This window comes from Streptomyces sp. NPDC005266, assembly GCF_040607655.1.
In the GTDB taxonomy this organism is placed as follows: domain Bacteria; phylum Actinomycetota; class Actinomycetes; order Streptomycetales; family Streptomycetaceae; genus Streptomyces.
Genome location: NZ_JBEXHC010000001.1, coordinates 545,831 through 569,329, shown reverse-complemented (window position 1 = coordinate 569,329; position 23,499 = coordinate 545,831). Strand labels below are relative to the sequence as shown.

The 23,499-nt window shown below is 69.6% G+C and carries 20 protein-coding genes; 11 read left to right on the top strand and 9 right to left on the bottom strand.

Annotated elements, in window-relative coordinates:
• Positions 1–35 precede the first annotated feature (35 nt).
• Positions 36–1,886 carry a phosphoenolpyruvate carboxykinase (GTP) gene (locus ABZU99_RS02585; RefSeq protein ID WP_355943512.1) on the top strand — a complete coding sequence of 617 codons (1,851 nt, stop codon included), beginning with the start codon at positions 36–38 and terminating at the stop codon, positions 1,884–1,886.
• A 49-nt stretch (positions 1,887–1,935) separates the two neighbouring features.
• On the opposite strand, the gene ABZU99_RS02580 is transcribed toward ABZU99_RS02585, so the two are convergent.
• From ABZU99_RS02580 to ABZU99_RS02565, 4 genes are all read right to left on the bottom strand, one after another.
• Complete coding sequence (locus tag ABZU99_RS02580; protein ID WP_355943510.1) at positions 1,936–2,346, bottom strand: hypothetical protein; 411 nt, start codon at positions 2,344–2,346, stop codon at positions 1,936–1,938.
• 72 nt (positions 2,347–2,418) lie between these two features.
• Complete coding sequence (locus ABZU99_RS02575) at positions 2,419–3,630, bottom strand: pyridoxal phosphate-dependent aminotransferase (RefSeq protein WP_355943508.1); 1,212 nt, start codon at positions 3,628–3,630, stop codon at positions 2,419–2,421.
• A gap of 95 nt (positions 3,631–3,725) precedes the next feature.
• The gene (locus ABZU99_RS02570) at positions 3,726–5,360 is read right to left on the bottom strand and encodes a D-aminoacylase (RefSeq protein WP_355943506.1); all 1,635 of its coding nucleotides are present in this window, start codon (positions 5,358–5,360) and stop codon (positions 3,726–3,728) included.
• A 134-nt stretch (positions 5,361–5,494) separates the two neighbouring features.
• Entirely contained in the window at positions 5,495–6,793 is a 1,299-nt protein-coding gene (locus ABZU99_RS02565) for an amino acid deaminase (RefSeq protein ID WP_355943504.1), read from the bottom strand.
• Positions 6,794–6,931: 138 nt separating this feature from the next.
• Here ABZU99_RS02565 and ABZU99_RS02560 point away from each other — a divergent pair, with 138 nt between their 5' ends.
• From ABZU99_RS02560 to ABZU99_RS02530, 7 genes are all read left to right on the top strand, one after another.
• Complete coding sequence (locus tag ABZU99_RS02560) at positions 6,932–8,056, top strand: sugar kinase (protein ID WP_355943502.1); 1,125 nt, start codon at positions 6,932–6,934, stop codon at positions 8,054–8,056.
• The gene (locus ABZU99_RS02555; RefSeq protein ID WP_355943500.1) at positions 8,053–8,889 is read left to right on the top strand and encodes an IclR family transcriptional regulator; all 837 of its coding nucleotides are present in this window, start codon (positions 8,053–8,055) and stop codon (positions 8,887–8,889) included. The genes ABZU99_RS02560 and ABZU99_RS02555 overlap by 4 nt, the downstream gene beginning before the upstream one ends.
• Complete coding sequence (locus ABZU99_RS02550) at positions 8,886–9,299, top strand: RidA family protein (RefSeq protein ID WP_355943498.1); 414 nt, start codon at positions 8,886–8,888, stop codon at positions 9,297–9,299. The genes ABZU99_RS02555 and ABZU99_RS02550 overlap by 4 nt, the downstream gene beginning before the upstream one ends.
• Positions 9,300–9,626: 327 nt before the next feature.
• Positions 9,627–11,099, top strand: coding sequence for a gluconate:H+ symporter (locus tag ABZU99_RS02545; protein ID WP_355943495.1), 1,473 nt, complete (start codon positions 9,627–9,629; stop codon positions 11,097–11,099).
• A gap of 629 nt (positions 11,100–11,728) precedes the next feature.
• A complete protein-coding gene (locus ABZU99_RS02540) occupies positions 11,729–12,670 on the top strand; it encodes an ABC transporter ATP-binding protein (protein WP_355943493.1) in 942 nt (313 codons plus the stop codon).
• Positions 12,667–14,043, top strand: a complete 1,377-nt coding sequence (locus tag ABZU99_RS02535) for an ABC transporter permease (protein ID WP_355943491.1) — start codon at positions 12,667–12,669, stop codon at positions 14,041–14,043. The genes ABZU99_RS02540 and ABZU99_RS02535 overlap by 4 nt, the downstream gene beginning before the upstream one ends.
• Positions 14,044–14,049: 6 nt before the next feature.
• Positions 14,050–16,800: an alkaline phosphatase family protein gene (locus ABZU99_RS02530; protein ID WP_355943489.1), complete on the top strand. Its 2,751-nt coding sequence runs from the start codon at positions 14,050–14,052 to the stop codon at positions 16,798–16,800.
• A gap of 82 nt (positions 16,801–16,882) precedes the next feature.
• On the opposite strand, the gene ABZU99_RS02525 is transcribed toward ABZU99_RS02530, so the two are convergent.
• Complete coding sequence (locus ABZU99_RS02525) at positions 16,883–17,110, bottom strand: DUF397 domain-containing protein (protein WP_355943487.1); 228 nt, start codon at positions 17,108–17,110, stop codon at positions 16,883–16,885.
• A complete protein-coding gene (locus tag ABZU99_RS02520; RefSeq protein ID WP_355943485.1) occupies positions 17,100–17,918 on the bottom strand; it encodes a helix-turn-helix transcriptional regulator in 819 nt (272 codons plus the stop codon). Before ABZU99_RS02520 ends, ABZU99_RS02525 begins: the two co-directional genes overlap by 11 nt.
• Before the next feature lie 119 nt (positions 17,919–18,037).
• Between ABZU99_RS02520 and ABZU99_RS02515 the strand changes: the two genes are divergently transcribed.
• A complete protein-coding gene (locus ABZU99_RS02515) occupies positions 18,038–18,343 on the top strand; it encodes a hypothetical protein (RefSeq protein ID WP_355943483.1) in 306 nt (101 codons plus the stop codon).
• Positions 18,344–18,408: 65 nt separating this feature from the next.
• Here ABZU99_RS02515 and ABZU99_RS02510 read toward each other — a convergent pair whose 3' ends face one another.
• Positions 18,409–19,836 carry a M14 family metallopeptidase gene (locus tag ABZU99_RS02510; RefSeq protein ID WP_356044129.1) on the bottom strand — a complete coding sequence of 476 codons (1,428 nt, stop codon included), beginning with the start codon at positions 19,834–19,836 and terminating at the stop codon, positions 18,409–18,411.
• A gap of 129 nt (positions 19,837–19,965) precedes the next feature.
• On the opposite strand from ABZU99_RS02510, the gene ABZU99_RS02505 reads away from it, so the two are divergent.
• Positions 19,966–20,808: a serine protease gene (locus tag ABZU99_RS02505; protein WP_355943479.1), complete on the top strand. Its 843-nt coding sequence runs from the start codon at positions 19,966–19,968 to the stop codon at positions 20,806–20,808.
• Between the two features lie 108 nt (positions 20,809–20,916).
• Here ABZU99_RS02505 and ABZU99_RS02500 read toward each other — a convergent pair whose 3' ends face one another.
• Together ABZU99_RS02500 and ABZU99_RS02495 are read right to left on the bottom strand one after the other, a co-directional pair.
• Positions 20,917–21,918: a chitinase gene (locus ABZU99_RS02500; protein ID WP_355943478.1), complete on the bottom strand. Its 1,002-nt coding sequence runs from the start codon at positions 21,916–21,918 to the stop codon at positions 20,917–20,919.
• Between the two features lie 214 nt (positions 21,919–22,132).
• On the bottom strand, positions 22,133–22,315 hold the full coding sequence (locus ABZU99_RS02495) for a hypothetical protein (protein ID WP_355943476.1): 183 nt from the start codon (positions 22,313–22,315) through the stop codon (positions 22,133–22,135).
• 262 nt (positions 22,316–22,577) lie between these two features.
• On the opposite strand from ABZU99_RS02495, the gene ABZU99_RS02490 reads away from it, so the two are divergent.
• Entirely contained in the window at positions 22,578–23,483 is a 906-nt protein-coding gene (locus tag ABZU99_RS02490) for a hypothetical protein (protein ID WP_355943475.1), read from the top strand.
• Positions 23,484–23,499: the final 16 nt, after the last annotated feature.

Below are 23,499 nucleotides of genomic sequence, written 5' to 3'. Positions count from 1 at the left end.
TCGGAGCCGTGCGGTTCCGACGGGATGGAGCGATCGTGGCGCCCAGCAATGTGGCTTCCTCTCTCACCGCCAGCCCCACCACCCACCAGGAGCTCATCTCCTGGGTGGGCGAGATCGCCGCCCTCACCCAGCCCGACGAGGTGGTGTGGTGCGACGGCTCGGAGGCGGAGTACGACCGCCTGTGTGCGGAGCTTGTGGAGAAGGGGACCTTCCAGCGTCTGGATCCGATCAAGCGGCCGAACTCGTACTACGCGGCCTCCGATCCGAGCGATGTGGCGCGCGTCGAGGACCGTACGTTCATCTGCTCCGAGAAGGAGGCGGACGCCGGTCCTACAAACCACTGGAAACACCCTGCCGAGATGCGGGCCATCTTTTGCGGAGAAGAAGGCAGTCTCTCCGGGGACCAGGGCATATTCCGGGGCTCGATGCGGGGCCGGACCATGTACGTCGTGCCGTTCTGCATGGGCCCGCTCGGCTCGCCGCTGTCCGCGATCGGTGTCGAGATCACCGACTCCGCGTATGTCGCCGTCTCCATGCGCACCATGACGCGTATGGGACAGGATGTCCTTGACGTTCTGGGTGACGAGGGCTTCTTCGTGAAGGCCGTCCACACCCTCGGCGCCCCGCTGGAGCCGGGCCAGGCCGATGTGCCCTGGCCGTGCAACTCGACCAAGTACATCTCGCACTTCCCGGAGACTCGGGAGATCTGGTCGTACGGCTCCGGCTACGGCGGCAATGCCCTGCTGGGCAAGAAGTGCTACGCCCTGCGCATCGCGTCGGTGATGGCGCGTGACGAGGGCTGGCTCGCCGAGCACATGCTGATCCTCAAGCTCACTCCGCCGCGCGGTGAGGCGAAGTACGTTGCCGCGGCGTTCCCGAGCGCCTGTGGCAAGACCAACCTCGCGATGCTGGAGCCGACCGTCCCCGGGTGGACGGTCGAGACGATCGGTGACGACATCGCCTGGATGCGGTTCGGCGAGGACGGCCAGCTGTACGCCATCAACCCCGAGGCCGGCTTCTTCGGCGTCGCGCCCGGCACCGGCGAGCACACCAATGCCAATGCCATGAAGACCCTGTGGGGCAATTCGGTCTTCACCAATGTCGCGCTCACCGATGACGGCGATGTGTGGTGGGAGGGCATGACCGAGGAGCCGCCCGCTCATCTGACCGACTGGAAGGGCAACGACTGGACCCCGGCGAGCGAGACGCCTGCGGCCCACCCCAATGCCCGTTTCACCGTGCCGGCCGGCCAGTGCCCGATCATCGCGCCCGAGTGGGAGGACCCCAAGGGCGTGCCGATCTCCGCGATTCTTTTCGGCGGGCGGCGGGCGAGCGCGGTTCCGCTGGTCACCGAGTCGTTCGACTGGCAGCACGGCGTCTTCCTGGGCGCGAACGTGGCGAGCGAGAAGACCGCGGCGGCCGAGGGCAAGGTGGGCGAGCTGCGCCGCGACCCGTTCGCGATGCTGCCCTTCTGCGGCTACAACATGGGCGACTACATGGCCCATTGGGTCAAGGTCGGCAAGAACGCCGACGAGGCCAAGCTGCCGAAGATCTACTACGTCAACTGGTTCCGCAAGGACGCCGACGGGCGCTTCGTGTGGCCGGGCTTCGGCGAGAACAGCCGGGTGCTGAAGTGGATCGTGGACCGTCTGGACGGCAAGGCCGAGGGCGTCGAGACGCCGATCGGTGTGCTGCCGACCCGCGACGCGCTGGACACCGCCGGTCTCGACCTCGACGACGCCTCGCTCGATCTGCTGCTCACCGTCGACGAGGACGTCTGGCGCGAAGAGGCGGCCCTGGTGCCCGACCACCTGAACACGTTCGGCGATCACACGCCGAAGGAGATGTGGGACGAGTACCGCGCGCTGGTGCAGCGCCTGGGTTGATCGGCCCGGCCCTGAGGCCCGGAGGCTCGCGCTGCGGGCCTCCGGCCTTTTACGCCGCGAGGCCCAGGGCCGTCGCGTGGGACTTCAGACGCTCGGCCGCCAGCTTCGTGGCGGCCGTGTCGTCGCGTGACGTGGCGACCACCAGCGCCCAGCCCGCCAGGGTGTGGGCCCGCTGGTGAAGGGCCGCGATGTGCGTCGGGTCGGAGTCCGTCGTCGTGGGGGCCGCGCGGAACGGGGTGCGGCCGTCGCGCAGCCGGGCGGCCTGGTCGGCGATGCGCTGGGCGGCGTCGTCAAGGCCCGGGTCCGGGGTGAGGGCGCGCAGCTCGTCGGTCACGGTCAGCAGTGCGGTCAGATGTCCGGCCAGCCGGATGTCCAGCTCCTCCTCGCGGGAGCGGTGCGGGAAGTCGGGCTGGGGCTCGGCCATGCTGTGGACCGACTTGGTGCGGATCGGTTCGTACATGGATGGCCTCCAAAGGTTCAGGAGGCCATCCTAACTTAGACGCTGTCTAAAGTTGAGTCGCTACTAAAAACGTCAGGGTTGTCCGTATCCGTCGAGGAACTTTCCGATCCGGGTCACCGCGTCGGCCAGGTCCTTCTTCGCGGGGAGCGTGACGATGCGGAAATGATCCGGCTCCGGCCAGTTGAAGCCCGTACCGTGCACGATCATGATCTTCTCGGTGCGCAGCAGATCGAGCACCATCCGCCGGTCGTCCTTGACCTTGTAGACCTTGGGGTCGAGCCTCGGGAACGCGTACAGCGCGCCCTTCGGCTTGACGCAGGTGACACCCGGGATCTGGGTCAGCAGTTCATGGGCGGTGTCGCGCTGCTCCAGCAACCGGCCGCCGGGGAGCACCAGATCGTTGATCGACTGACGGCCGCCCAGGGCCGTGGCCACCGCGTGCTGCGCGGGCATATTGGCGCACAGCCGCATATTGGCGAGGATCGTCAGCCCCTCCAGATAGCTGGCGGCGTGGGCCTTCGGGCCGCACACCGCGAGCCAGCCGCTGCGGTAGCCCGCGACCCGGTACGCCTTGGAGAGCCCGTTGAAGGTCAGGGTCAGCAGATCGGGGGCGATGGCGGCGGTCGGGGTGTGGGTGACCCCGTCGTAGAGGATCTTGTCGTAGATCTCATCCGAGCAGACGACCAGCTGGTGGCGGCGGGCGATGTCGGTGAGGCCCCGCAGCATCTCGTCGTCGTAGACGGCGCCGGTCGGGTTGTTCGGGTTGATGATGACCAGCGCCTTGGTGCGGTCGGTCACCTTGCGCTCGATGTCGGCGAGGTCCGGCATCCAGTCCGCCTGCTCGTCGCAGCGGTAATGCACGGCGGTGCCGCCGGCGAGGGAGACCGCGGCGGTCCACAGCGGATAGTCGGGGGAGGGGACGAGGACCTCGTCACCGTCGTCCAGCAGCCCCTGCATCGACATCTGGATCAGCTCGGAGACGCCGTTGCCGAGGAAGATGTCCTCGACATCGAGGTCGATGCCCTTGGTCTGGTAGTGCTGCATCACCGCGCGCCGGGCGCTGAGCAGACCCTTGGCGTCGCCGTAGCCGTGGGCGTCGCCGAGATTCCGCAGTATGTCCTCGAGGATCTCCGGGGGGCACTCGAAGCCGAAGGTCGCCGGGTTGCCGGTGTTGAGCTTGAGAATGCGGTGACCCGCCGCCTCCAGTCGCATCGCCTCCTCGAGAACCGGGCCACGGATTTCGTAGCAGACGTTGGCGAGCTTCGTGGACTGGATCACCTGCATGTCCGACACCTTACGGTGGTGCCTCGGGAGCCGCTCGGTGTTTTTCGCCACGTGGGCGGCGTGTGGACGGTGTGCGGAAGCGCTCGCGGCCGGCGTCATGGCGCCGCGCGCCGCCGTACGTCCCGGCGGCGCACGGACCGTCCGGCCAGCACATCCGTCCTCCGGCCGTCCTCGATCACGAAGCGGCCGTCGATCAGGACATGCGGGATCCCGGTCGGAAGCGTGCGCGGCGCATCGAATGTCGCCCCCGCCGCGACCGTCTCCGGGCCGAAGAGGACGAGGTCGGCGCGGTAGCCCTCGCGGATCAGGCCGCGGTCGGGGAGGCGCAGGCGGGCCGCGGGGCGGCCGGTGAGGTGGGCCACGCACTCCTCCAGGGTCAGCACGCCCAGCTCCCGTACGTAGCGGCCCAGGTAGTGGGGGAACGTCCCGTAGGCGCGCGGGTGCGGCTTGGCGCCGTGCAGGATGCCGTCGCTGCCTCCGGTGTGGACGGGGTGCCTCATGATCGCCCGGACATTCTCCTCGTGCCCGACGTGCTGCAGGATCGTCGAGCCGAGCCGGTCCTCCAGCAGCAGTCGGCGGGCGGTGGCCCACGGGGCCTCGCCGCGTTCGTGTGCGGTGGCGGCGATGGTCTTGCCGACGTGGTCGGCGAGACGGGGGTCGCTCACCCCGGAGATCTCGATGGTGTCCCAGTCCATCGGCACCCCATGGCAGCCGTCCGCCCCCTCCACCTCCATCACCTGCCGGATCCGCTCCGCCGTCGCGTCGTCCCGCAGCCGCGCGAGGGCCGCCTCGGGGCCGCCCTCGGCCGCCCAGCTCGGCAGCATCGCGGCGAGCGTGGTGCAGCCGGGGAGATAGGGATAGGTGTCGAGAGTGATGTCCGCGCCCTCGGCGAGTGCGGCGTCGAGCAGGGCGAGGAGCTCGGGGGCGCGGCCCTTGTTCACGCCGAAGTTCATCGTGGCGTGGGCGAGGTGGAGCGCGCAGCCCGCCTCCCGGGTGAGGGCCACCATCTCCTCGTACGCGCGCAGGGCTCCGGCCCCGTAGGAGCGGTGATGCGGGCAGTAGTAGCCGCCGTATGCCGCCACGACCCGGCACAGCTCGGTGAGTTCGGCGTCCGAGGCGTACATGCCGGGCGTGTAGGTGAGCCCGGAGGACAGCCCGACGGCACCCTGCTCCAGCCCCTCGGCCACCAGCCGCTTCATGTACGCGACCTCGGCGGGCGTGGCGTCGCGGTCCTCCCAGCCGACCGCGAGCATCCGGACGGTGCCCTGCGGGACGAGGTACGCGGCGTTGACCGCGATGCCCTGGCCGTCGAAGCCGTGGTCGAGGCGGTCCAGGAAGCCGCCGACCGTGCGCCAGTCGAAGTCGACGTCGAAGCCGTCCCCGTTCCAGCCGGTGATCGCGGTACGGACCTCAGCGAGCGTCCGGTCGTCCACGGGCGCGTAGGAGAGCCCGTCCTGGCCGATGACCTCAAGGGTCACGCCCTGGGCGGCCTTCGCGGAGTGGTCGGGGTCGCGGAGCAGCGCGAGGTCGCTGTGCGCGTGCATGTCGATGAAACCGGGGGCGAGGACGAGGCCGCCCGCGTCGAGGGTGTGCCGGGCGGTGGGACGCCGGGTGCCGTCGCCCTCTCTGACGATGGCGCGGATCCGCCCGCCCTCCACGGCCACGTCGGCCCGGTAGGCGGCGTTTCCGGTGCCGTCGGTGACGTGCGCGTCGCGGATGACCAGGTCCATGCGGGGTGCTGCCTCTCTGCTCGTGCCGGCCGCGCGCTACGGCGCCGGGTGGTGCGCCCACCCGCCCAGTCTCCCGAGGGGGCAAGCCCCCTCGGGCTCCCCGGGGCCGGGGCGCGGCATCGGGCGAACCGCCGTCAGAAGAAGGTGCGGATGTAGTCCGTGACCGTGCCGTCGGCCTCCGCTACCGGGATCAGTTGCCACTTGTCGAAGCTGGTGCAGGGGTGGGAGAGGCCGAGACCGACCCAGTCGCCGACTTCCAGGTCGGTGCCTTCCGCGACCGTGACCCAGGCGTGCTGGTCGGACAGGCCGGTGACGGTGAGACCGTCCGCGGGGCGGGTGGAGCCGTCGCGGGCGGAGCGGATGAGCTGGGGCTCGGGGAGGTCGAGGTCGTAGGCGGCGTCCCGCTTGCCGGCGTTGAGGAAGGCCTGGCCCGGTTCGGGGCGGGAGATGACCTGGGCCCAGAGGCGGAAGGCGGGCCGCAGGGCGCCCTCGTCCGGGATCCGGTTGAAGGGGGTCAGGTGGCGGTAGTGGCCGTCGTCGTGGGAGACGTACGCGCCCGAGCGCAGGAGCTTCAGGACAGGGCGGGAAAGCTCCGGGAGCTCGGCGAAGACGTCCGCCACCGCGTCGAACCACGCGCTGCCGCCCGCGCTGACCACGATCTCGTCCGTGCCGCCGAGGCTCTCGAAGCGGCCCGCCGCGTCGAAGTCGGCGGCCAGTGCGGTGAGGCGGCGCAGCCAGGCCCGGACCCGCTCGCCGTCCGCCCTCGGCACTTCGCCCTCGTAGCCCGCGACGCCGGCCAGGCGCAGGGTGCCGGTGGCCGTGACCGCGTCGGCGACCGCCGCGCACTCGGCTTCCGTACGGACGCCCGTACGCGCCCCCGCGCCCGCGCCCAGCTCGACCACGACATCGACGGGGCGTCGCGCCCCCGCCTCGCGGAGTGCCGCGTCCATCAGTTCGACGCCGCGCGCCGAGTCGACGTAGGCGATGAAGCGGAAGTCCGGGTCGGCGTCGAGTTCGGCGGCGAGCCAGTGGAGGGCGGCGGCGTCGACGACCTCGTTGGCGAGGAAGATCCGCTGGATGCCGAAGGCCCGGTACAGCCGCACCTGGGTGGGGACGGCGGCGGTGATGCCCCAGGCGCCGTGGGCGAGTTGGCGCTCGAAAAGCTGTGGGGCGAGGGAGGTCTTGCCGTGGGGGGCGAAGGCCAGCCCATGGGTGAGGGAGTAGCGCTCCATCGCCTGGAGGTTGTGTTCCAGGGCCTCGGCCGACAGGGCCAGTACAGGGGTGGTGAAGCCGCCGGTGAACAGGGAGCGGCGTTCGGCGGCGAGTTCGCCGACGGTGCGGCCCTCGGCGTTCGGCGGCAGTCCCTTGAAGCGGTGGTCGACGCGCTCCCGCGCGAGGCCCGCGACGGACGGGTCGCTGGGGTCGATGGCCATGGAGGCGCCTCCATATCGATCCTGGTTGCAATATGTGCAACGTTCATTGCGTATACCGCTCAGGGCTGTCTAACATCCCGCCAGGCACCGGGTCAACGGTGCCTGGCCCACCCCCGTCGCCGAGGAGCGAGACCGCCCGTGTCCCCTGTCCCGAGCGCCGTCCCGAGCGTCGACGTCGTGTGCCTCGGTGAGTCGATGGTGACCTTCGCCCCGTCCCGGCCGGGGCGGCTCGCCGACGTGCCCTCCTTCGATCGGGGGATCGGCGGGGCCGAGTCCAACGTCGCGTGCGCTCTGGCCCGCGGTGGCCACAGCGCCCGCTGGATCAGCCGGGTCGGCACGGACGGCTTCGGCGACCACCTCGTGGCGCAGATCGCGGCCACGGGGGTGGACGTCGGCTACGTCCAGCGCGACCCCCGCCGTCCCACCGGCGTCTACTTCCGTACGGCGGGCGAGCGGGCCACCGGATCGGAGCCCGCCGCCACCTCCGAGCCGCTCGCCGAGGTCGTCTACTACCGGGCCGGATCGGCCGCCGCGGCCATGTCCCCGGCGCTCGTCCCGCGCGAGCAGGCGTGGTCCGGCCGTGTCCTCCATCTGACCGGCATCACCCCGGCCCTCTCCGGCGACTGCCTCGCCCTGATGCGCCGGCTCACCGCGCGCGCCCCGGGCCGCCCGCTTGTCTCCTTCGACCTCAACTACCGTGCCCCGCTGTGGCGGGACGGCGCCGCTGAGGCCGAGGCCGAGGGCCCGGGCCCGTCCGTCCTGCTGGACCTCGCCCGCGGCTGCGACCTGGTCTTCGTCGGCGAGGACGAGGCAGAGGCGGCGTGGGGGGTGCGCGGCGCGGCGGCGATCCGCGCCGCCCTTCCCGAACCGGAGGTGCTGGTCGTCAAGCAGGGCAGTGTGGGAGCCACCGCCTACACCCGCCAGGCCGGCGGAGAGGACGCCCTCACCTTCGAACCCGCCCTGCGGGTCGACGTCGTGGCGCCGGTCGGGGCGGGCGACGCCTTCGCCGCCGGGTTCCTCTCCGGCACCCTGCGCGGCCTGCCGGTGGCCGCACGGCTTCGCCACGGCCACCTCATGGCAGCCGCCGCCCTCACCGTCCCCGGCGACCTCGGCACCCCGCCCTCGAGCGAGCGCGCCGATCGTCTGGTGGCGCTCGACGCCGCCGCGTGGGGCACACTGCGATGCGGCCCCGGCTGGACAGACCTGCCGAACCCGGCACATCCGGGGCCCGAGACCGCAGCCGTGGAGGTAGCCAACCCATGAGCCAGACCGTCGACCGAGCCCTGAGCATCCTGCCCCTGCTGGCGGAGGGACCCGCCAATCTGGAGCAGGTCGCCACGCGGCTCGGCGTGCACAAGTCGACCGCGCTGCGGCTGCTGCGCACGCTGCACGAACACGGCATGGTCTACCGCCAGCAGGATCAGCGCTACCGGCTCGGCGCCCGGCTCTTCGCGCTCGCTCAGGAGGCGGTGGAGAACCTGGACGTACGGGAGATCGCCCATCCCCATCTCGTCGCACTCAACGAACGGTGCGGGCACACCGTGCATCTCGCGGTGTACGAGGAGAACGAGGTCCTCTACATCGACAAGGTGGAGAGCCGCTACCCGGTGCGGATGTACTCGCGGATCGGCAAGCCCGTCGCCATCACCGTCGCCGCCGTGGCCAAGCTGTTGCTGGCCGATCTGCCCGAGCCCGAGCGGCGGGCGCTGGCCGAGCGGCTCACCTACCCCGCGTACACGCCCCGTTCGACGCCGAACGCCGCCGCGTTCCTCAAGGAGCTGGCGCTCGTACGCGAACAGGGCTGGGCCACCGACCTCGGTGGCCACGAGGAGTCCATCAACTGCGTCGCGGCGCCCATCCGGGGCACGGACGGCCGGGTCGTCGCCGCCTGCTCGGTGTCGGCGCCGAACGTCGTCGTCACCGCCGATGAACTCCTCACGCTGTTGCCCCAGGTACGCCGCACCGCCGAGGCCATCAGCCGGGAATACTCGGGCAGCCCCCAACTGTCCCACGGGTCCCACGACTCATCTGAAGCGACATCTGAAGCAACACCCGACGCAACACCCGACAAGAGAGCCGAGGAAACCTCCTCATGAGCGAGAAGCTGCAGAAGACCGCGATCACCCCGGCCACCCACACCGCCCCGCCCGCCAAGTTCTCGCACGGCGTGAGGAAGGGCAACATCCTCCAGGTCGCCGGTCAGGTCGGCTTCGGCCCCGCCGTCCCCGGTCAGGCGCCCACCCCCGTGGGGCCGACCCTGCGTGAGCAGACCCTGCAGACCCTGCGCAATGTGCAGGCCGTGCTGGAGGCGGGCGAGGCGAGCTGGGAGGACGTCGTGATGGTGCGCGTCTACCTCACCGACACCGGCCACTTCGCCGAATTCAACGAGATCTACAACGAGTTCTTCGCGGACCTGAAGGAGGCGCCGGCGGCCCGTACGACGGTCTACGTCGGGCTCCCCGCCGGTCTGCTCGTAGAGATCGACGCGCTCGCAGTCCTCGGCTGACGCGCCCTTTTCGGGCTCGGTTCGCCTCCGGGGCGCTCAAGCCCCTGTCGACGGTCGATCGTGCTCGGCCCCTCGTTCCCCGGGCCTCCGCACGTTCTCCCTTCGACAGCGGCGCGCCCCTTCGGCTCACTCGCCCCCTGGCCCCCGTGGCGGGCAGGGCGCCCGAAGGGCTCACCCCCCGTTGCCCTACGGCCGCAGCCCCGCCCGCCACGGGTTTCACCCCCCACTCGTCGGAAGCCGGACTTCTGATCATCCACACCCCGCCACCCCCACCGCGCGGCCCTCCGCCGTGCGGCGCTCCCCCCTACCCGGAAACCGGAGTTCCCCATGTTGTTCGCGGCCGCTCCCGCTGCCGAGACACCACCCCACACCGGTGGTCTTCTCGCGATCGTCGACGGCACCGCCGGTCTGCTGACCGTCGCCGCCCTCGGTATCGCCCTGCTCCTCTTCCTCATCATCAAGGTCCGGCTGCAGCCCTTCGTCGCGCTGCTGGGCGTCTCCATCGCCGTGGGCCTGGCCGCCGGTCTGTCGGTCACCGAGCTCTTCGGCACGGTCCAGAAGTCCGACGCCGTCTCGCTCATCGAAACCGGCATGGGCGGCATCCTCGGCCACATCGCCATCATCATCGGCCTCGGCACGATGCTCGGCGCGATCCTGGAGGTCTCCGGCGGTGCCGAGGCCCTCAGCGGCCGGCTGCTCGGCCTCTTCGGGGAGAAGCGGGCGCCGCTCGCCATGGGGCTCACCGGCCTGATCTTCGGCATACCCGTCTTCTTCGACGTCGGCATCTTCGTCCTCGCGCCGATCGTGTACGCGGCCGCCAAGAGGAGCGGCAAGTCGATCCTGCTGTACGCGATGCCGCTGCTCGCGGGCCTCTCCATGACCCACGCCTTCCTCCCGCCCCACCCCGGGCCGGTCGCCGCGGCCGGGCTGCTCCATGTCGACCTCGGCTGGGTCATCCTGATGGGCCTCCTCGTCGGCATGCCGTCCGTGCTGGCCGCGTGGGGCTACGCCGCGTGGATCGGCCACCGCGTCTTCGTCCCCGTACCGCAGGACATGGTCGAGGCCGCCGAGGAGGCCAAGGAGGCGGTCGCCGCCGAACAGCGCGCCGCCGGCGCCACTCCGGCGGAGCGGCCCGTCTCCGTCTCCACCGTTTCGGCGATCATCGGTACGCCGCTCGTCCTCATCCTCTGCGCGACCTTCTCCTCCATCGCGCTGGACCCGAGCACCGGGCGCTCGGTCATCGAGTTCTTCGGCCACCCCTTCGTGGCGCTGACCATCGCGCTCTTTCTCGCCTACTACCTGCTGGGCATCCGGCGCGGCTGGTCCCGCAAGTCCCTGGAGACCGTCTCCACCGCCTCCCTCAAGCCGATCGGCAACATCCTGCTGGTGGTCGGCGCGGGCGGCGTCTTCGGCGCCGTCCTGAAGGGCAGCGGCGTCGCCCAGGCCCTCGCCGACGCCTTCGACAGCGCGGGCCTCCCGGTCATCGTGCTGGCCTGGCTCATCTCGCTCGTCCTGCGGGTCGCCCAGGGCTCGGCCACCGTCGCCATCGTGACGACGGCGGGCATCGTCTCCCCGCTGCTCTCCGAAGGCCACTACTCCCAGGCCCATCTGGCGCTGGTCATCATGGCCATCTCGGCGGGCTCGATCTTCGCCTCGCACGTCAACGACGGTGGCTTCTGGATGGTGGCCAAGTACTTCGGCATCTCGGAGCGGGACACGCTGAAGTCGTGGACGGTGCTGGAGTCCGTGCTGTCGGTGGCGGGCTTCGCGGTGGCGGGCCTGCTGAGCATCGTCATCTAGCGGACGGCGCCCGCATGACGACGGCCCCCGATCGGCGGAAACCGCCCAGATTCGGGGGCCGTCGCTTCGGCGGTGGGGAGTGGGGTGGCGGGTGCGCGAACTCCGCGAACGCACCGGCCGGGCCAGGCAGCCCCGACGCCTGGTGAGCCGGCTCCATCAACTCGGCTACCAAGTGACCCTCCAAGCGGAAGGAACTGCTCAATGGGACTGGTCGGGCCGTGGAGGGGACTACGGTCCGTAGCCGCCGGCGGGTGAGCACTACCGGTCCGCTGCATCGTGACCGTGGTGCCAACGGGCCGCGGCGTGTCGATCCTGACGTCGGGGTCCACGACCGCCCCGTCAGAGGTGCGGAAGAAGCCGCGTTCGCCACGACAACGCCGAAGCAAGCAATTCCGCTTCGTGTCCAGTTGGCATTCACCGCAACATTCACCATTGCAACTCATTCATGGGAGCATCTAATTTTGCTCAAATATTGGCAAATAATGCTGGTCGAAACAGGAACGGCTCCCGCTCGGCGGTGACGTCGCGAATGCCAAGTCGTTTCATGTTCTACGTACATTCAACTCTCCATCCCCATGAGCGGCATGATCAATCCATAGGGTCCTTGAGGCATTTGAAGGAAGGGACCCATGGAAGAACTCCGCGCAATCCGGGCTCGCGATATCACGAAGAGCTTCGGTGATGTCGTCGCCCTGGACGGCATCGATCTCGATGTGACGCAGGGTCGGATCCACGGCCTGGTCGGACCGAACGGCGCCGGAAAAACGACGTTGCTCGGCCTTCTGCTGGGGCTCGCGGTGGCCGACAGCGGTCGCCTGGAGGTCCTGGGTACACCGGTCGAGCGGGCACTCGACGCTCCCGACGGTGTCGCCGGCTTCGTGGACGGCCCCGCTCTCTACCCCTCGCTCACCCCACGGCAGAACCTCGCCGCGCTGGCCGCACTCCGCGGCCACGACGCGCGCACGGCGGGGATCGACGACGTACTCGCCGAGGTCGGTCTCACTGATGTCGCCGACGACCGTACCCGCGGCTTCTCCCTCGGCATGCGCCAGCGGCTCGGGCTCGCCGCCGCCCTGCTGACCAAGCCCCGGCTGCTCGTGCTCGACGAACCGTCCAACGGCCTCGACCCGGCGGGCAAGAAGCACGTGCACGGTGTCCTCAACCGGCTCGCGGCCGACGGAACCGCCGTCGTGCTCTCCAGCCACAACATGGACGACCTCGAGGCGCTGTGCTCCGAGGTGACCATCCTCGCCGCCGGACGCGTCGTCTTCTCCGGCCCGCTGTCCAAGCTGGCCACCGAGAACCGTGAACTCGACTACCGGCTGCTCACCTCCGAGCCGCAGGCCGCGCGCCGGCTGGCGGACGACGCGCCGGGGATCCAGGTCGTCGACGACGCCGGGGTACGGCAGCACGCCGAACTGCTGGTCGTACGCGCCCTGGTGCCCGCCCTCGACCAACTCGTGGTGCGGCTCGTGGAGAGGGGCGTCGCGCTGCGCGAACTCACTCCCGTGGTGTCGCCGCTCGAAGCCGCGTTTCTCGCCCTCACCGAGCAGCAGGAGGCGGGCAGATGACCGCGACCCTCACCCAGAGCCGGGAACAGGAACACGAGCAGGTGACCGGGGGCCGTCGCGTCCCCGTCACCCGCGCCTGTCGCTTCGAGCTCGTCAAGCTCGTCTCCCAGTGGCGGATCCGCCTGCTGGTCCTCGCCTGCTGGATCGCTCCCGCCCTCTTCGTCGCCGGGGTGAGCCAGCAGAGCACGCTTCCCGTCGACACCCTCTTCGGGCGCTGGATGCTCGCCTCCGGGTGGGCCGGGCCGCTGGTGATGCTCGGTTTCGCGGGGACCTGGGCGCTCCCGCTGCTGACCTCGGTCGTGGCCGGTGATGTGTTCGCCTCCGAGGACCGGCTCGGCACCTGGCGCCATCTGCTCGTCGCGGTCCGCTCGCCTCGGCGGATCTTCGTGGCGAAGGCGGTGGCCAGTCTCACCGTCCTGCTGCTGCTCGTGGCCGGGCTCGCCATCTCCAGCACCGTCGGCGGCCTCCTCGTGGTCGGCAACCAGCCGCTGGTCGGTCTCGACGGCCATCTCCTGGCACCGTCGGACGCCGCCGTCTCGGTCCTGCTCTCCTGGGTCTGCGTCCTCGCTCCGACCCTGGCGCTCGCCGCACTCGGCTTCCTTGGGTCGGTCACGCTGGGACGGTCCCCGATGGGGCTGCTGGTGCCCGTGCTCGTCTCGCTCGCGATGGCGGTCGCCCAGATGCTGCCGCTTCCGGTGGCCGTGCGCGTCGCCCTGCCGAGCTACGCCCTCATCTCCTGGAACGGTCTGTTCACCAGCCCCCGGCAACTCGGCCCGCTGCTGATTGGCATCGTCGTCAGCCTCGTGTGGGCCGTGGTCGCGACGGCACTGGCGTATGTGCTCTTCGTACGGCGCGACTTCACCAACCTGGCCCACGACGGTTCGGGCCGCCGCGCGATCACCGTCGGAGTCCTGCCGCTCGTCGGGGTGGCCGCCGCGTCGTTCGCGGTCGTCGCCGCGACGACCCCGGCGACGGGCTCCGGGATCGAGCAGGACAAGGTGCAGCGCTCGCTCGCCACGGCGTTCGCGCACCTGTACCGCATGCAGACCGACCAACTCAACCGATCCGCCGTCACCGAGGCCCAGTTGCAGGCCACGGCGTCGTGCAACAAGGGAAGCGCCAGGGTCGCGGCACAAGGCCCGGGCAACGACTGGCGCTGCGTCGTGACCTGGCATCTTCCCGGCGTCGAGGCCACAGGACAGGCCATCTACCAACTTGACGTCACTCCGGACGGGCGGTTCATGGCCGATGGCGATGGACCGAAGGAAGTGAACGGCTACTTCCTGGTGCGGACCCCCGATGGGGACGCACCGAACCCGCTGTGGCAGTTCGACGGCAACGTCGAACTGCTCGACACCACCCCGAAGGGATAACCCTCAATGCAGGTAACTCGCCGCCGGAAACTCGTCGAGGAAGCTCGGATCAGCCTCATCAGCAGACGCATCGGCCGCCGCATACCGCTGTTGACGGCGGGCACCACCGCTGTTGCCCTCGTGGCCGCCGGCACGGCGCTCGCGCAGACCCAGCAGTTCGGCACGGACCAGGTCGGTCAGGTCACCGAGAATGGCCAGGTCGTCTCCAGCAACCAGTACATCGCCCCGTACGGCGACCGTCTTGTCATCAACCAGGGCAAGATCATGTCGTCCTCGGTCAGCCCGGACGGTACGCACATGGCCGCCTCGGTCACCGACGGTGGCGCGGCCCTGGCCATCGTGGACCTGAAGAACTGGAAGACGCAGCAGCTCGTCAGCAACGCCGCGTCGTCGAACCCCCGCATCAGCAGCAACAACGTGGGCCAGGAAGGCCCGACGTACTCGCCCGACGGCAAGCAGCTGTGGCTGGGCCAGCCGGACGGCTACACCGTGTTCACCGTGAACGCGGACGGCGGCGTCTCCAGCCCGCGGACCGTCAGCATCCCGGCGCAGGGCTCCAAGCACGCACTGGTGGCCGCGGCGGCGTTCTCGGCCGACGGCAAGACCGTGTACTCCGCGGTCAACGGCCAGAACCGGGTCGTCGCCATCGACGCCGCGACCGGGACCGTCAAGCAGAGCTGGAACGTGGGCAACGCCCCGCGCGGCATGGTCGTCGTCGGCGACAAGCTCTACGTGAGCAACGAGGGCGGCCGCCCGGCCAAGCCCGGCGAGCCCACGATCAACTCGTACGGTACGCAGGTACTCGCCGATCAGAAGACCGCTGCCACCACCAGCGGCACGGTCAGCGTCATCGACCTGGCGAACCAGGACGCCGCGGTCTCCAGCATCGAGGTCGGTCTGCACCCGACCGCCATGTACGCCAAGAACGGCGTGGTGTTCGTCACCGACACCGCCGACAACAACGTGTCGGTCATCGACACGGCGAAGGACAAGGTCGTCCAGACCATCTCCACCCAGCCGTGGGCCAAGGCCCACGTGGGCTACGAGCCCGACGCGGTGACCCTCACCGACGACGGTCATCTGCTGGTGACCCTCGGCCGCGCCAACGCCGTCGCCGTCTACAAGTTCACCTCCGCGCAGGAGCCGGTCAGCTACGTCGGCCTGCTCCCCACGGACTACTTCCCCTCGGAGATCACCACCTCCGGCAACGAGGTGTACGTCTCCAACACCCGTGGCATCGACGCCCGCCGTAAGGCCACCGGCGGTCACGGCACCCACGACACGACGTCGAGCGTGCAGAAGTTCACGCTGCCCGACGACAGCGTGATCAGGTCCTACACCGGCAAGGTCTTCAAGCAGAACGGCTGGAACGGCGAGTCCCTCAAGAAGTCCGACGGCTCCCCGGCCAAGCCGGTGCCGGTCCCGGTCAAGCTCGGCGACCCCTCGACGATCAAGCACGTCTTCCTGCTCGTCAAGGAGAACCGGACCTACGACCAGGTCTTCGGTGACATGCCGCAGGGCAACGGCGACCCGTCGCTGACCCAGTTCGGCGAGAACGTCACGCCGAACCAGCACGCCCTGGCCAAGCAGTTCGGCCTGTTCGACAACACGTACGACATCGGCACCAACTCCGCCGAGGGTCACAACTGGCTGATGCAGTCCGACAACCCGGAGTACACCGAGTCCTCGGCCGGTGAGTACACCCGCAGCTACGACACCGAGGACGACGCCCTCGGCCACCAGAAGACCGGCTTCATCTGGACCGGTGCGCAGGCGGCCCGCAAGTCCGTCCGCAACTTCGGTGAGTTCCAGCAGTTCCTGACCAAGCCGTCGGGCGCCAGCTGGCAGAACCTGTACTGCGACAGCAAGAACATGGCGGCGACCGGTCAGGACACCGCCTACCCGCTGAACTCGACCTCGCCGATCCCGTCGCTCAACGACGTCTCGGTGCACGGCTTCCCGAAGTTCGACACCAGCGTCCCGGACGTCTACCGGGCACAGATCTGGAAGAAGGACTTCGAGAAGAACGGTCCGGCGAACCTGAACATGTTCTGGCTCTCCAGCGACCACACCGGTGGCCCGGTGAGCCCTGCCTCCCAGGTCGCGGACAACGACCTCGCCGTGGGCCAGATCGTCGACAAGATCTCGCACAGTAAGTACTGGAAGGACTCGGCGATCTTCGTCGTCGAGGACGACTCCCAGGCCGGCCTCGACCACGTCGACGGCCACCGCGCCCCGGTCCAGATCATCAGCCCCTGGGCCAAGCACTCCACGGTGGACAGCCACTACTACTCGCAGATCAACATGATGCGGACCATCGAGCAGATCCTCGGGATCCAGCCGATGAACCAGAAGGACACCGCGGCCACCCCGATGGCCTCGGCGTTCACCCAGCGCCCGGACTTCACGCCGTTCAAGGCGCTGCCCAACCGGACCTCGCTGACCGACGGGGTGAAGACCCCGCCCTCCTGCGGTCTCGACACTCCCGCGGCGCAGAGCCCGAAGGCGGCGGCCGTGCCGTCGGCCTCGGTGCCGGCGGACATGAAGAACGTCGCCGCCCAGTGGGACCAGTGGAAGTCGAAGCAGCGGCTGACCGGTCCCAACGCCGTTCCGGACTACGCTCCCCCCGCCCAGATGAACCACCTCACGTGGTACGAGACGCACAACTGGGCGAAGCCGTACCCGGGCGAGAAGAAGATCTACGCTCCCAAGGACGTGCCGGGCGCCTACATCCCGTCGGCGGAGAACGACGGCTGACGCAGGCTCACGTTTCGGGTGGCCCCTGGTCGGGATCATCGCCGGTCAGGGGCCCACCTGCGGTGTGGCCCCGCACCCTGGATCAGGTGGTGCGAAACTCCCCGCGCCTGACGGTGGAGACGAACGCCGACCACGCGGACGGCTCGAATACGAGCGCCGGGCCGTACGGGTTTTTGCTGTCGCGAACGGGTATGGCGGAGTGGCCACGCGCGACCTCAAGGCATTCACCCTGATCGCCGCCGCTGTAGCTGGACTTGTACCACCCGGTGAGGGCGGACGCGTCGGAGACGGTGTGCTCACTACTGACCATGCGCGTGTTCCTCTGCTGCCGCCCTGACGAGGGCCAGTGACTCCTGTTGCGACAACGCGTCGCTCAGGGCCAGAGCGTAGGCGGTGTGGCAGGCGTTCACCAGAGATGGATCATCCATCAAGTTGCCGGTGAGGAAGCCTTCGACGTAACCCACGGGGGCGGAGTCCTTGAAGCTCATGAGCGTGAGCAGACTCTGTTGGAGTGCGTGAGCCCCAGCACTGTAGGGCAGTACGTGCAGCCGCAGGCGTCCCGCTTCCCCCATGTCCGCGATCTTGTTCAGCTGTTCGGCCATGACCTGGGAGCCACCGACGTGGCGTCGAAGGACGGCTTCGTCGAGGAGCGTCCACACGACAGGCGACGGGCTATCCAGAAGCCGGGCGCGCTCCGTTCGGATGACGACTTCCCGGTCAAGTTTCTCGGCTGTGTGGTTGGGTCGATAGGCGCTGAACAGGGCGCGTGCGTAGGCGGGAGTCTGGAGCACGCCAGGAACAAGGGTGAGCGCAAATTGCTGGATCAGCGTGGCCTGCTGTTCCAGCTCGGCCACGGCCGCGAAGTGGTCGGTCCACTTCGTCTCCAGGTCCTCCAGCCACCGCGCGAAGAACCCGTCCGTCCCCAGCGCCTGGTCGATCCGCGTCGCGTCGTCCGGCCTCGGCAACCGGCGTCCCGCCTCGAAGTGACTGATCAGCGTGGGCGAGCACACCACGATCTCGCTCAGCGCCTCCTGTGTCATGTCGGCCGCTGTGCGGCGGATCCTCAGCTCCTCCCCGTACTTCTCCCTGGGGGTGCGTGGCCTTCGGTCCATCTTCATGGGCTGACTCCCCGAGTTGAAAGGTGCGTGGTCAGGCTCGCCCTGCTGGCAGCGTAGCCAGAACAACCACCAATCTGTGAGGAAATCGCCACACAGCGTGAAGTAACTCAATGGAGCTGATGAACATGAGTACCGGGCTGCGCCTGCTGCCGTGGTCAAACCCCGACGGCAAGCCGTGTTACCTGGCGTCGGACGACGGGGACAGCCCGTTGAGCCGACGTGCGGACGCGATCGAGGCCGTGCAGATGTCCATGGGCGAGGAACTCCTCCGGCACGCCCGGGAGCTGCTGGGCGAGCCCAAGGCAGACGCGCGGGAACTCCGCTTCCTCGCGGATCGGCTGTGTGAGGCGCTGCGCGACGTGTTGCGGGTCGCTGAGAGCAGGGGCGCCCGCCTGCCTGCGTACGGCGGTTGCCAGGGCGATTGACGAGGCGCCGTCCCGGCGGGTTTCCCCGCCGGGACGGCGCCCGCGGCGTGCCCTACGGCCTCGGCTCAGGAGCAGTACTGGGCCTCCTTGCCGATCGACCGGTACATGCAGTCCGCGTTTTCCAGGAGTTGGAGCACCGCGTCCCGGTTGCGGCTGGTCTCACGGTCGATGACCTCGTCGGGTGGGTAGAAGCCGCCCGCGCCGGCCGAGGCCGGGTACATCTCGAAGGTGTACGCGAAGACCTTCTGCGTGCCCCACAGCCAGTCGTCGATCGTGCCGTCGGTGATGTAGAGGTCGCTGGACTGCTCGGGCGTGTAGCCGTTGCTGGCGGCCATCTTCTTGCCCACCGCGGCGAAGGCGTCGCGGTCGTCCTTGGTCATGCCGGTCGCCGTGTCGCTGGTCGTCCAGCCGAAGGGCCACAGCACCAGTTCGCTGTAGGTGTGGAAGTCGATGGCGGCCTTGAGCTGCTGCTTGCCGCCGACCATGCGGCTGCGGGCGAAGTCGGCGACGACCTTCACCTCGGGGGCGGATTCGGCGCGGGGGCCGCGGTAGGTCTCGGAGCCGGGGGAGCCGGAGGAGCCGCCGCAGCAGCCCCATTTGAAGTCCCAGTTGCGGTTGAGGTCGGTGCCGACGTACGAGGAGCCGGAGTTGGGCTGGCGGTTCTTGCGCCAGCTGCGGTAGGAGCCGGTGGCGATGTCGTATTCGCCGCCGTCGGGGTTCACATCCGGGATGATCCAGATTTCCCGGCCGTTGACCGCGCCGGTGATCCGGGAGTCGGTGCCGTAGCCGTCGGTGAGCTGGTGCATCAGATACAGGGCCATCTCCACCGTCAGATGCTCGCGCGCGTGCTGGTGGTGGGTGAAGAGCACCTCGGGCTCGTTCTCGTCGGTGGCCACGTTGTCACTGATTTTGAGGGCGACGATGGAGCGGCCCTCGTACGACTTTCCGATGACGCGCTTGCTGAGAATGGCGGGGTACTTGGCGATCGCGGCGTCGATCTCGGCGTTCATCTCCGCGTAGTTGTGGTACTTCGCGTCGGCCGAGGGGAAGTCGAACGGCCTCGTGGCCCGGCCCTCCTCGGCGCCGGGTGGAGCGGGGAGTTCGGTGAGCCGGTAGCCGAGCGCGCGCAGGGCCCTGGCCTGCGCGGCGTCGGCGGTGACGACCACGGACCGGGCGTCCACCTCGTCGATGGAGACCCCGGTGGCGGCGACGGCGGTGCGGTCGGCGGGGGTGGCGGGGCCGTCGATCCGGTACTGCTTCACCTTTTCGTCGGCCTCGACCTCGACGTCGGCCTCGACCTCGACGTCGGCCTCGACCTCGACGTCGGTCGCGACCTGGGGCGTGGTGGCCGAGGAGGCGGCCTGGGGGGCGGTGCGTCCGGAGCCCGGCCGTGGGGCCGGATCATCTGCCTGAGCCGCGATGGGGGCGGCGAGGGCGAGGGCCAGCAGGGCGGCGAGGGCGGTAACCCGTCTGCCGCGGATGCGAAGTCGCATGAATGCTCCTGGGGGGTGGGGAGAGGCGAGCGACTGCTGCGCCAGTGTTCGACCATGTGCATGACACGGTCAAGAGTGGGAAATGGTCGAAGCCGAAGGAACTTCTCACCGAGGGAAGGATCACCCCCCATGAACAGACCTCTCGTCGGCGCGCTCTCGGCCCTGTTACTGGGTGGCGCGACCCTCGTGAGCGCGGGCGCGGCCCCCGCGACCGCCGCGCCCCACGCCAAGACCCCGAAGGCGGTCACCTTCGCGGGCACGGTGGCGCTCAGCAACTGCTCCGGCTCCGTCGTCCGGGCACCGGGCTCCGCCGACACCGACCCCGCGCTCGTCCTCTCCAACGGGCACTGCCTGGAGAGCGGCTTCCCGAGCGCGGGCGAAGTGATCGTCGACCAGCCGTCCACCCGGAGCTTCACTCTGCTGACCGGCTCGGGCAGCCGCGCCGGCACGGTCAGGGCCACCAAGGTCGCGTACGCGACGATGACCGACACCGACATATCGGTGTACCGGCTGAGCTCGACATACGCCCAGATCCAGTCGACGTACGGCATCAAGGCGCTGTCGCTGTCCGACACCCGCCCGGTCCAGGGCTCCGCCATCAATGTGGTCTCCGGCTACTGGAAGAAGATCTACTCCTGCGACATCGACGGATTTGCCTATCGTCTTAAGGAAGGGGAATGGACCTGGAAGGACTCGGTCCGCTACACCTCCGCCTGTAACACGATCGGCGGAACCTCGGGCTCGCCCGTCGTCGACCCCGCCTCCGGCAAGGTCGTGGCCGTGAACAACACGGGCAACGAGGACGGCGGCCGGTGCACCCTCAACAATCCGTGCGAGGTCGATGAGACCGGCGCGACAACGGTCCGTCAGGGCATCAACTACGCCCAGCAGACGTACGGGATCACCCGATGCCTGACCACCGGCAACAGGATCGACCTCACCCTGCCCGGGTGCGAGCTGCCCAAGCCGTGACACGGACGTAGAGCCCGCCTCCTCCGGGGCCGGCCCCCGCCGGACGGAATGAGCCGGCCGCACCACCGTTGGGCCATTCGGGTGGTGCGGCCGGGGCTTGACGCGTCCCTACATCCCGTGGACGTGCGGCCCGACCGCCTTCGACCAGGCGTTGCCGCTCGCCGCGTCCCAGTTGGTGGACCAGGTCATCGCGCCCCGGATGGCGGGGTAGGTCTTCGACGGCTTGAAGCTGCCGCAGCCGGTGCCCTTGGCGAGACAGTCCAGGGCCGCGCTGACGACGGACGGCTCGACATAGCCGGAGCCCGCGCCGCTGGTGGAGGCGGGGACGCCGAGGCCGACCTGCGACGGGTCGAGGCCGCCTTCCAGCTGGATGCAGGCCAGGGCGGTGAGGAAGTCCACCGAGCCCTGGGAGTAGACCTTGCCGTCGCAGCCCAGCATCGAGCCGCTGTTGTAGTACTGCATGTTGACCACCGTCAGGAAGTCCTTGATGGCCAGCGCGGTCTTGAAGTACTCGGTGGACGTGGACTGCATGTCGATGGTCTGCGGGGCCATCGTCACCACGACATCGCTCTTCTTGTCGTGGACCGCCTTCAGCGCCTTGGTCATGTAGGTGGCGTTGAGGCCGTTCTCGAGGTCGATGTCGACGCCGTCGAAGCCGTACTCGTCCATCAGTCCGGTGACGGACGAGGCGAAGGCGTCCGCGGACGCGTCATCGCTCACCGAGACCGTGCCGTTCTGGCCGCCGACCGAGACGATGACGGACTTGCCCGCCGCCTGCTTGGCCTTGATGTCGTCCTTGAACTGCTGCTCGCTGCCGTAGCCGACGGCCGGGTCGAGGGTGAAGTCGACGCCGCCGGGCGTGCCGGTCGCGTCCGCGAAGGCGACGGCGATGATGTCGTAGTCGTCGGGGACGTCGGCGAGCTTCTGGACGGTGGCGCCGTTGTCGAAGTTCTGCCAGTAGCCGGTGACGGCGTGCGCCGGTACGGCGGCGGCCGCGGTGGCGTGATCCTCGGTGGCGTTCGCGCTGCCGGCGGATATCAGCCCGCCGGCGGCGAGGGCGATCACCGCTGCGGCTCCGAGCAGCCTCTGTGTGAACTGTGCGCGTACCACGACAGCCTCCGTGCGTGGGGGGAGGTGGGGGGGAGGTGGTGCCAGTGCGCGTCCAGGGGCCCCTGAGGCGGTGGATACAAGGTGGTCCAGACCAATAGGCTTGTCAAGCCCAGGCGACGGAGAAGCTGGTCATGGGCTCCACCCCTCTCGGTTGCGAGGAGGGGTGGAGTGGGGGTGGGGGGGGAAGTCCGCCCGAGGAGGGTTACCGGGACTCTTACAGAAAGCCCCCGGATTCGAAGCCGGGGTTCCGGGCGAGGTTGGCCTCGGCCGCGCCGGCGGTGGAGCCGCCTGCCAGGGTGAGGCCGGTGGCGGCGAGCGCGGCCGCCGCGAGCATGCCGGTCAGCCGGCCGAACCGGCGTCTGAGCCGGGTGGTCGGGGTGCGGGGGACACGGTCCATGACTGCCTCCGTGGGGGAATCCATGAGGATGGTGATGAGAAGCAGGGGTATGGGGACGGTGGCCACCGCGTAAACGTAAAATGGTCCAGACCAATAAGGTTGTCAAGGGAATGCGCAGCCCGTTCGGGCCTGCGGACCGCAACTCTGGGGAACTGTTCTCTCACGCGGCTTTCGTGGATAAAGTGACGATGCACCAGACCCAGGAGGAGTAACGACCTGCGGCCGACGCCGCTCGGCGCCGATGTGAGACGGGGTAGCCGACGTGCCCACCGCGATAGCAGTCACCGGCCGCGAGCTGGTGCTTCCGCCGCCTGACGGGCAGACCCCATCCGGCGTGGTGCTCCGGCCGCCGGACGCACAGTCACTCGACGACGCGCTCGCCGAGGTCGGGGCCCTCCTCGACCAGCAGGGCTATCTCGTCGTGCTCTACCCCGCCGCGGCCCCGCCGCCCGTCGTCCGCAGACTGCACACCGTGCGCGCGGTCCTGGAGAGCGACCGGATGGCGCTGATGCCCCTCGACCTGCCCCCGCTGGCCGTCGCCGTGCTCGCCCGCCAGCTGCGCCAGTTGTCCGTCTCCGACTTCAGCCCCGGCGTCCTGGCCTGCGCCGCCCGGCTGCTGACGCACTACATCCACGCGGGCGCGCTGCTCGGCAGCGTCGCCCGGCTGGACCGGGTGCCGGTCAGCCTCACCTCGCACATCAAGTCCTGGATGCCGGGCGCCCACTTCGGCGTGCTCGCCCACCCCGCCCCCCAGCTCGTCAAGGTCGGCGGCGCGACGGCGCTGCCCTCGCCCGGTTACGCCACCGTGCTGACCGTCGGCCGAGGGCAGCTGAACAGCCACGGTTACGGGGGCGGGGCACCGGGGCGCGACGACTGGGTCACCGGAGCGCTCGCGCCCGCGTGGGGCGTGCGGGGCGTGGAGGAGGTGCCGCTGCCCGAGGAGTCGGCGCGCTGGTGGGGCACCCCGAAGCTGATCGAGTTCGCGGCGGCCATCCCCGACCTCTCCGTCCTCTACCAGCTCGTGGCTTCCGTACGGAGAGAGGAGTGCCACTGGTGCGGCTTCGAACTCATCGGGGACCGCTGTGCCTTCTGCTCCTGCCCGGTGGCCCGCGGCGATGACATCCCCGCCCTCCGCCAGGCCCACCGCCCCGCTCTGACCAGCCGGTAACGTCCCCCGAACGAGG

What these genes read in the sequence shown, in the direction of transcription:
- ABZU99_RS02580 (WP_355943510.1), bottom strand. Translation starts at nt 2,346, where the DNA reads ATGTACGAACCGATCCGCACCAAGTCGGTCCACAGCATGGCCGAGCCC.
- ABZU99_RS02575 (WP_355943508.1), bottom strand. Translation starts at nt 3,630, where the DNA reads ATGCAGGTGATCCAGTCCACGAAGCTCGCCAACGTCTGCTACGAAATC.
- ABZU99_RS02570 (WP_355943506.1), bottom strand. Translation starts at nt 5,360, where the DNA reads ATGGACCTGGTCATCCGCGACGCGCACGTCACCGACGGCACCGGAAAC.
- ABZU99_RS02565 (WP_355943504.1), bottom strand. Translation starts at nt 6,793, where the DNA reads ATGGCCATCGACCCCAGCGACCCGTCCGTCGCGGGCCTCGCGCGGGAG.
- ABZU99_RS02555 (WP_355943500.1), top strand. Translation starts at nt 8,053, where the DNA reads ATGAGCCAGACCGTCGACCGAGCCCTGAGCATCCTGCCCCTGCTGGCG.
- ABZU99_RS02550 (WP_355943498.1), top strand. Translation starts at nt 8,886, where the DNA reads ATGAGCGAGAAGCTGCAGAAGACCGCGATCACCCCGGCCACCCACACC.
- ABZU99_RS02545 (WP_355943495.1), top strand. Translation starts at nt 9,627, where the DNA reads ATGTTGTTCGCGGCCGCTCCCGCTGCCGAGACACCACCCCACACCGGT.
- ABZU99_RS02540 (WP_355943493.1), top strand. Translation starts at nt 11,729, where the DNA reads ATGGAAGAACTCCGCGCAATCCGGGCTCGCGATATCACGAAGAGCTTC.
- ABZU99_RS02535 (WP_355943491.1), top strand. Translation starts at nt 12,667, where the DNA reads ATGACCGCGACCCTCACCCAGAGCCGGGAACAGGAACACGAGCAGGTG.
- ABZU99_RS02530 (WP_355943489.1), top strand. Translation starts at nt 14,050, where the DNA reads ATGCAGGTAACTCGCCGCCGGAAACTCGTCGAGGAAGCTCGGATCAGC.
- ABZU99_RS02525 (WP_355943487.1), bottom strand. Translation starts at nt 17,110, where the DNA reads ATGGTCAGTAGTGAGCACACCGTCTCCGACGCGTCCGCCCTCACCGGG.
- ABZU99_RS02520 (WP_355943485.1), bottom strand. Translation starts at nt 17,918, where the DNA reads ATGAAGATGGACCGAAGGCCACGCACCCCCAGGGAGAAGTACGGGGAG.
- ABZU99_RS02515 (WP_355943483.1), top strand. Translation starts at nt 18,038, where the DNA reads ATGAACATGAGTACCGGGCTGCGCCTGCTGCCGTGGTCAAACCCCGAC.
- ABZU99_RS02510 (WP_356044129.1), bottom strand. Translation starts at nt 19,836, where the DNA reads ATGCGACTTCGCATCCGCGGCAGACGGGTTACCGCCCTCGCCGCCCTG.
- ABZU99_RS02505 (WP_355943479.1), top strand. Translation starts at nt 19,966, where the DNA reads ATGAACAGACCTCTCGTCGGCGCGCTCTCGGCCCTGTTACTGGGTGGC.
- ABZU99_RS02495 (WP_355943476.1), bottom strand. Translation starts at nt 22,315, where the DNA reads ATGGACCGTGTCCCCCGCACCCCGACCACCCGGCTCAGACGCCGGTTC.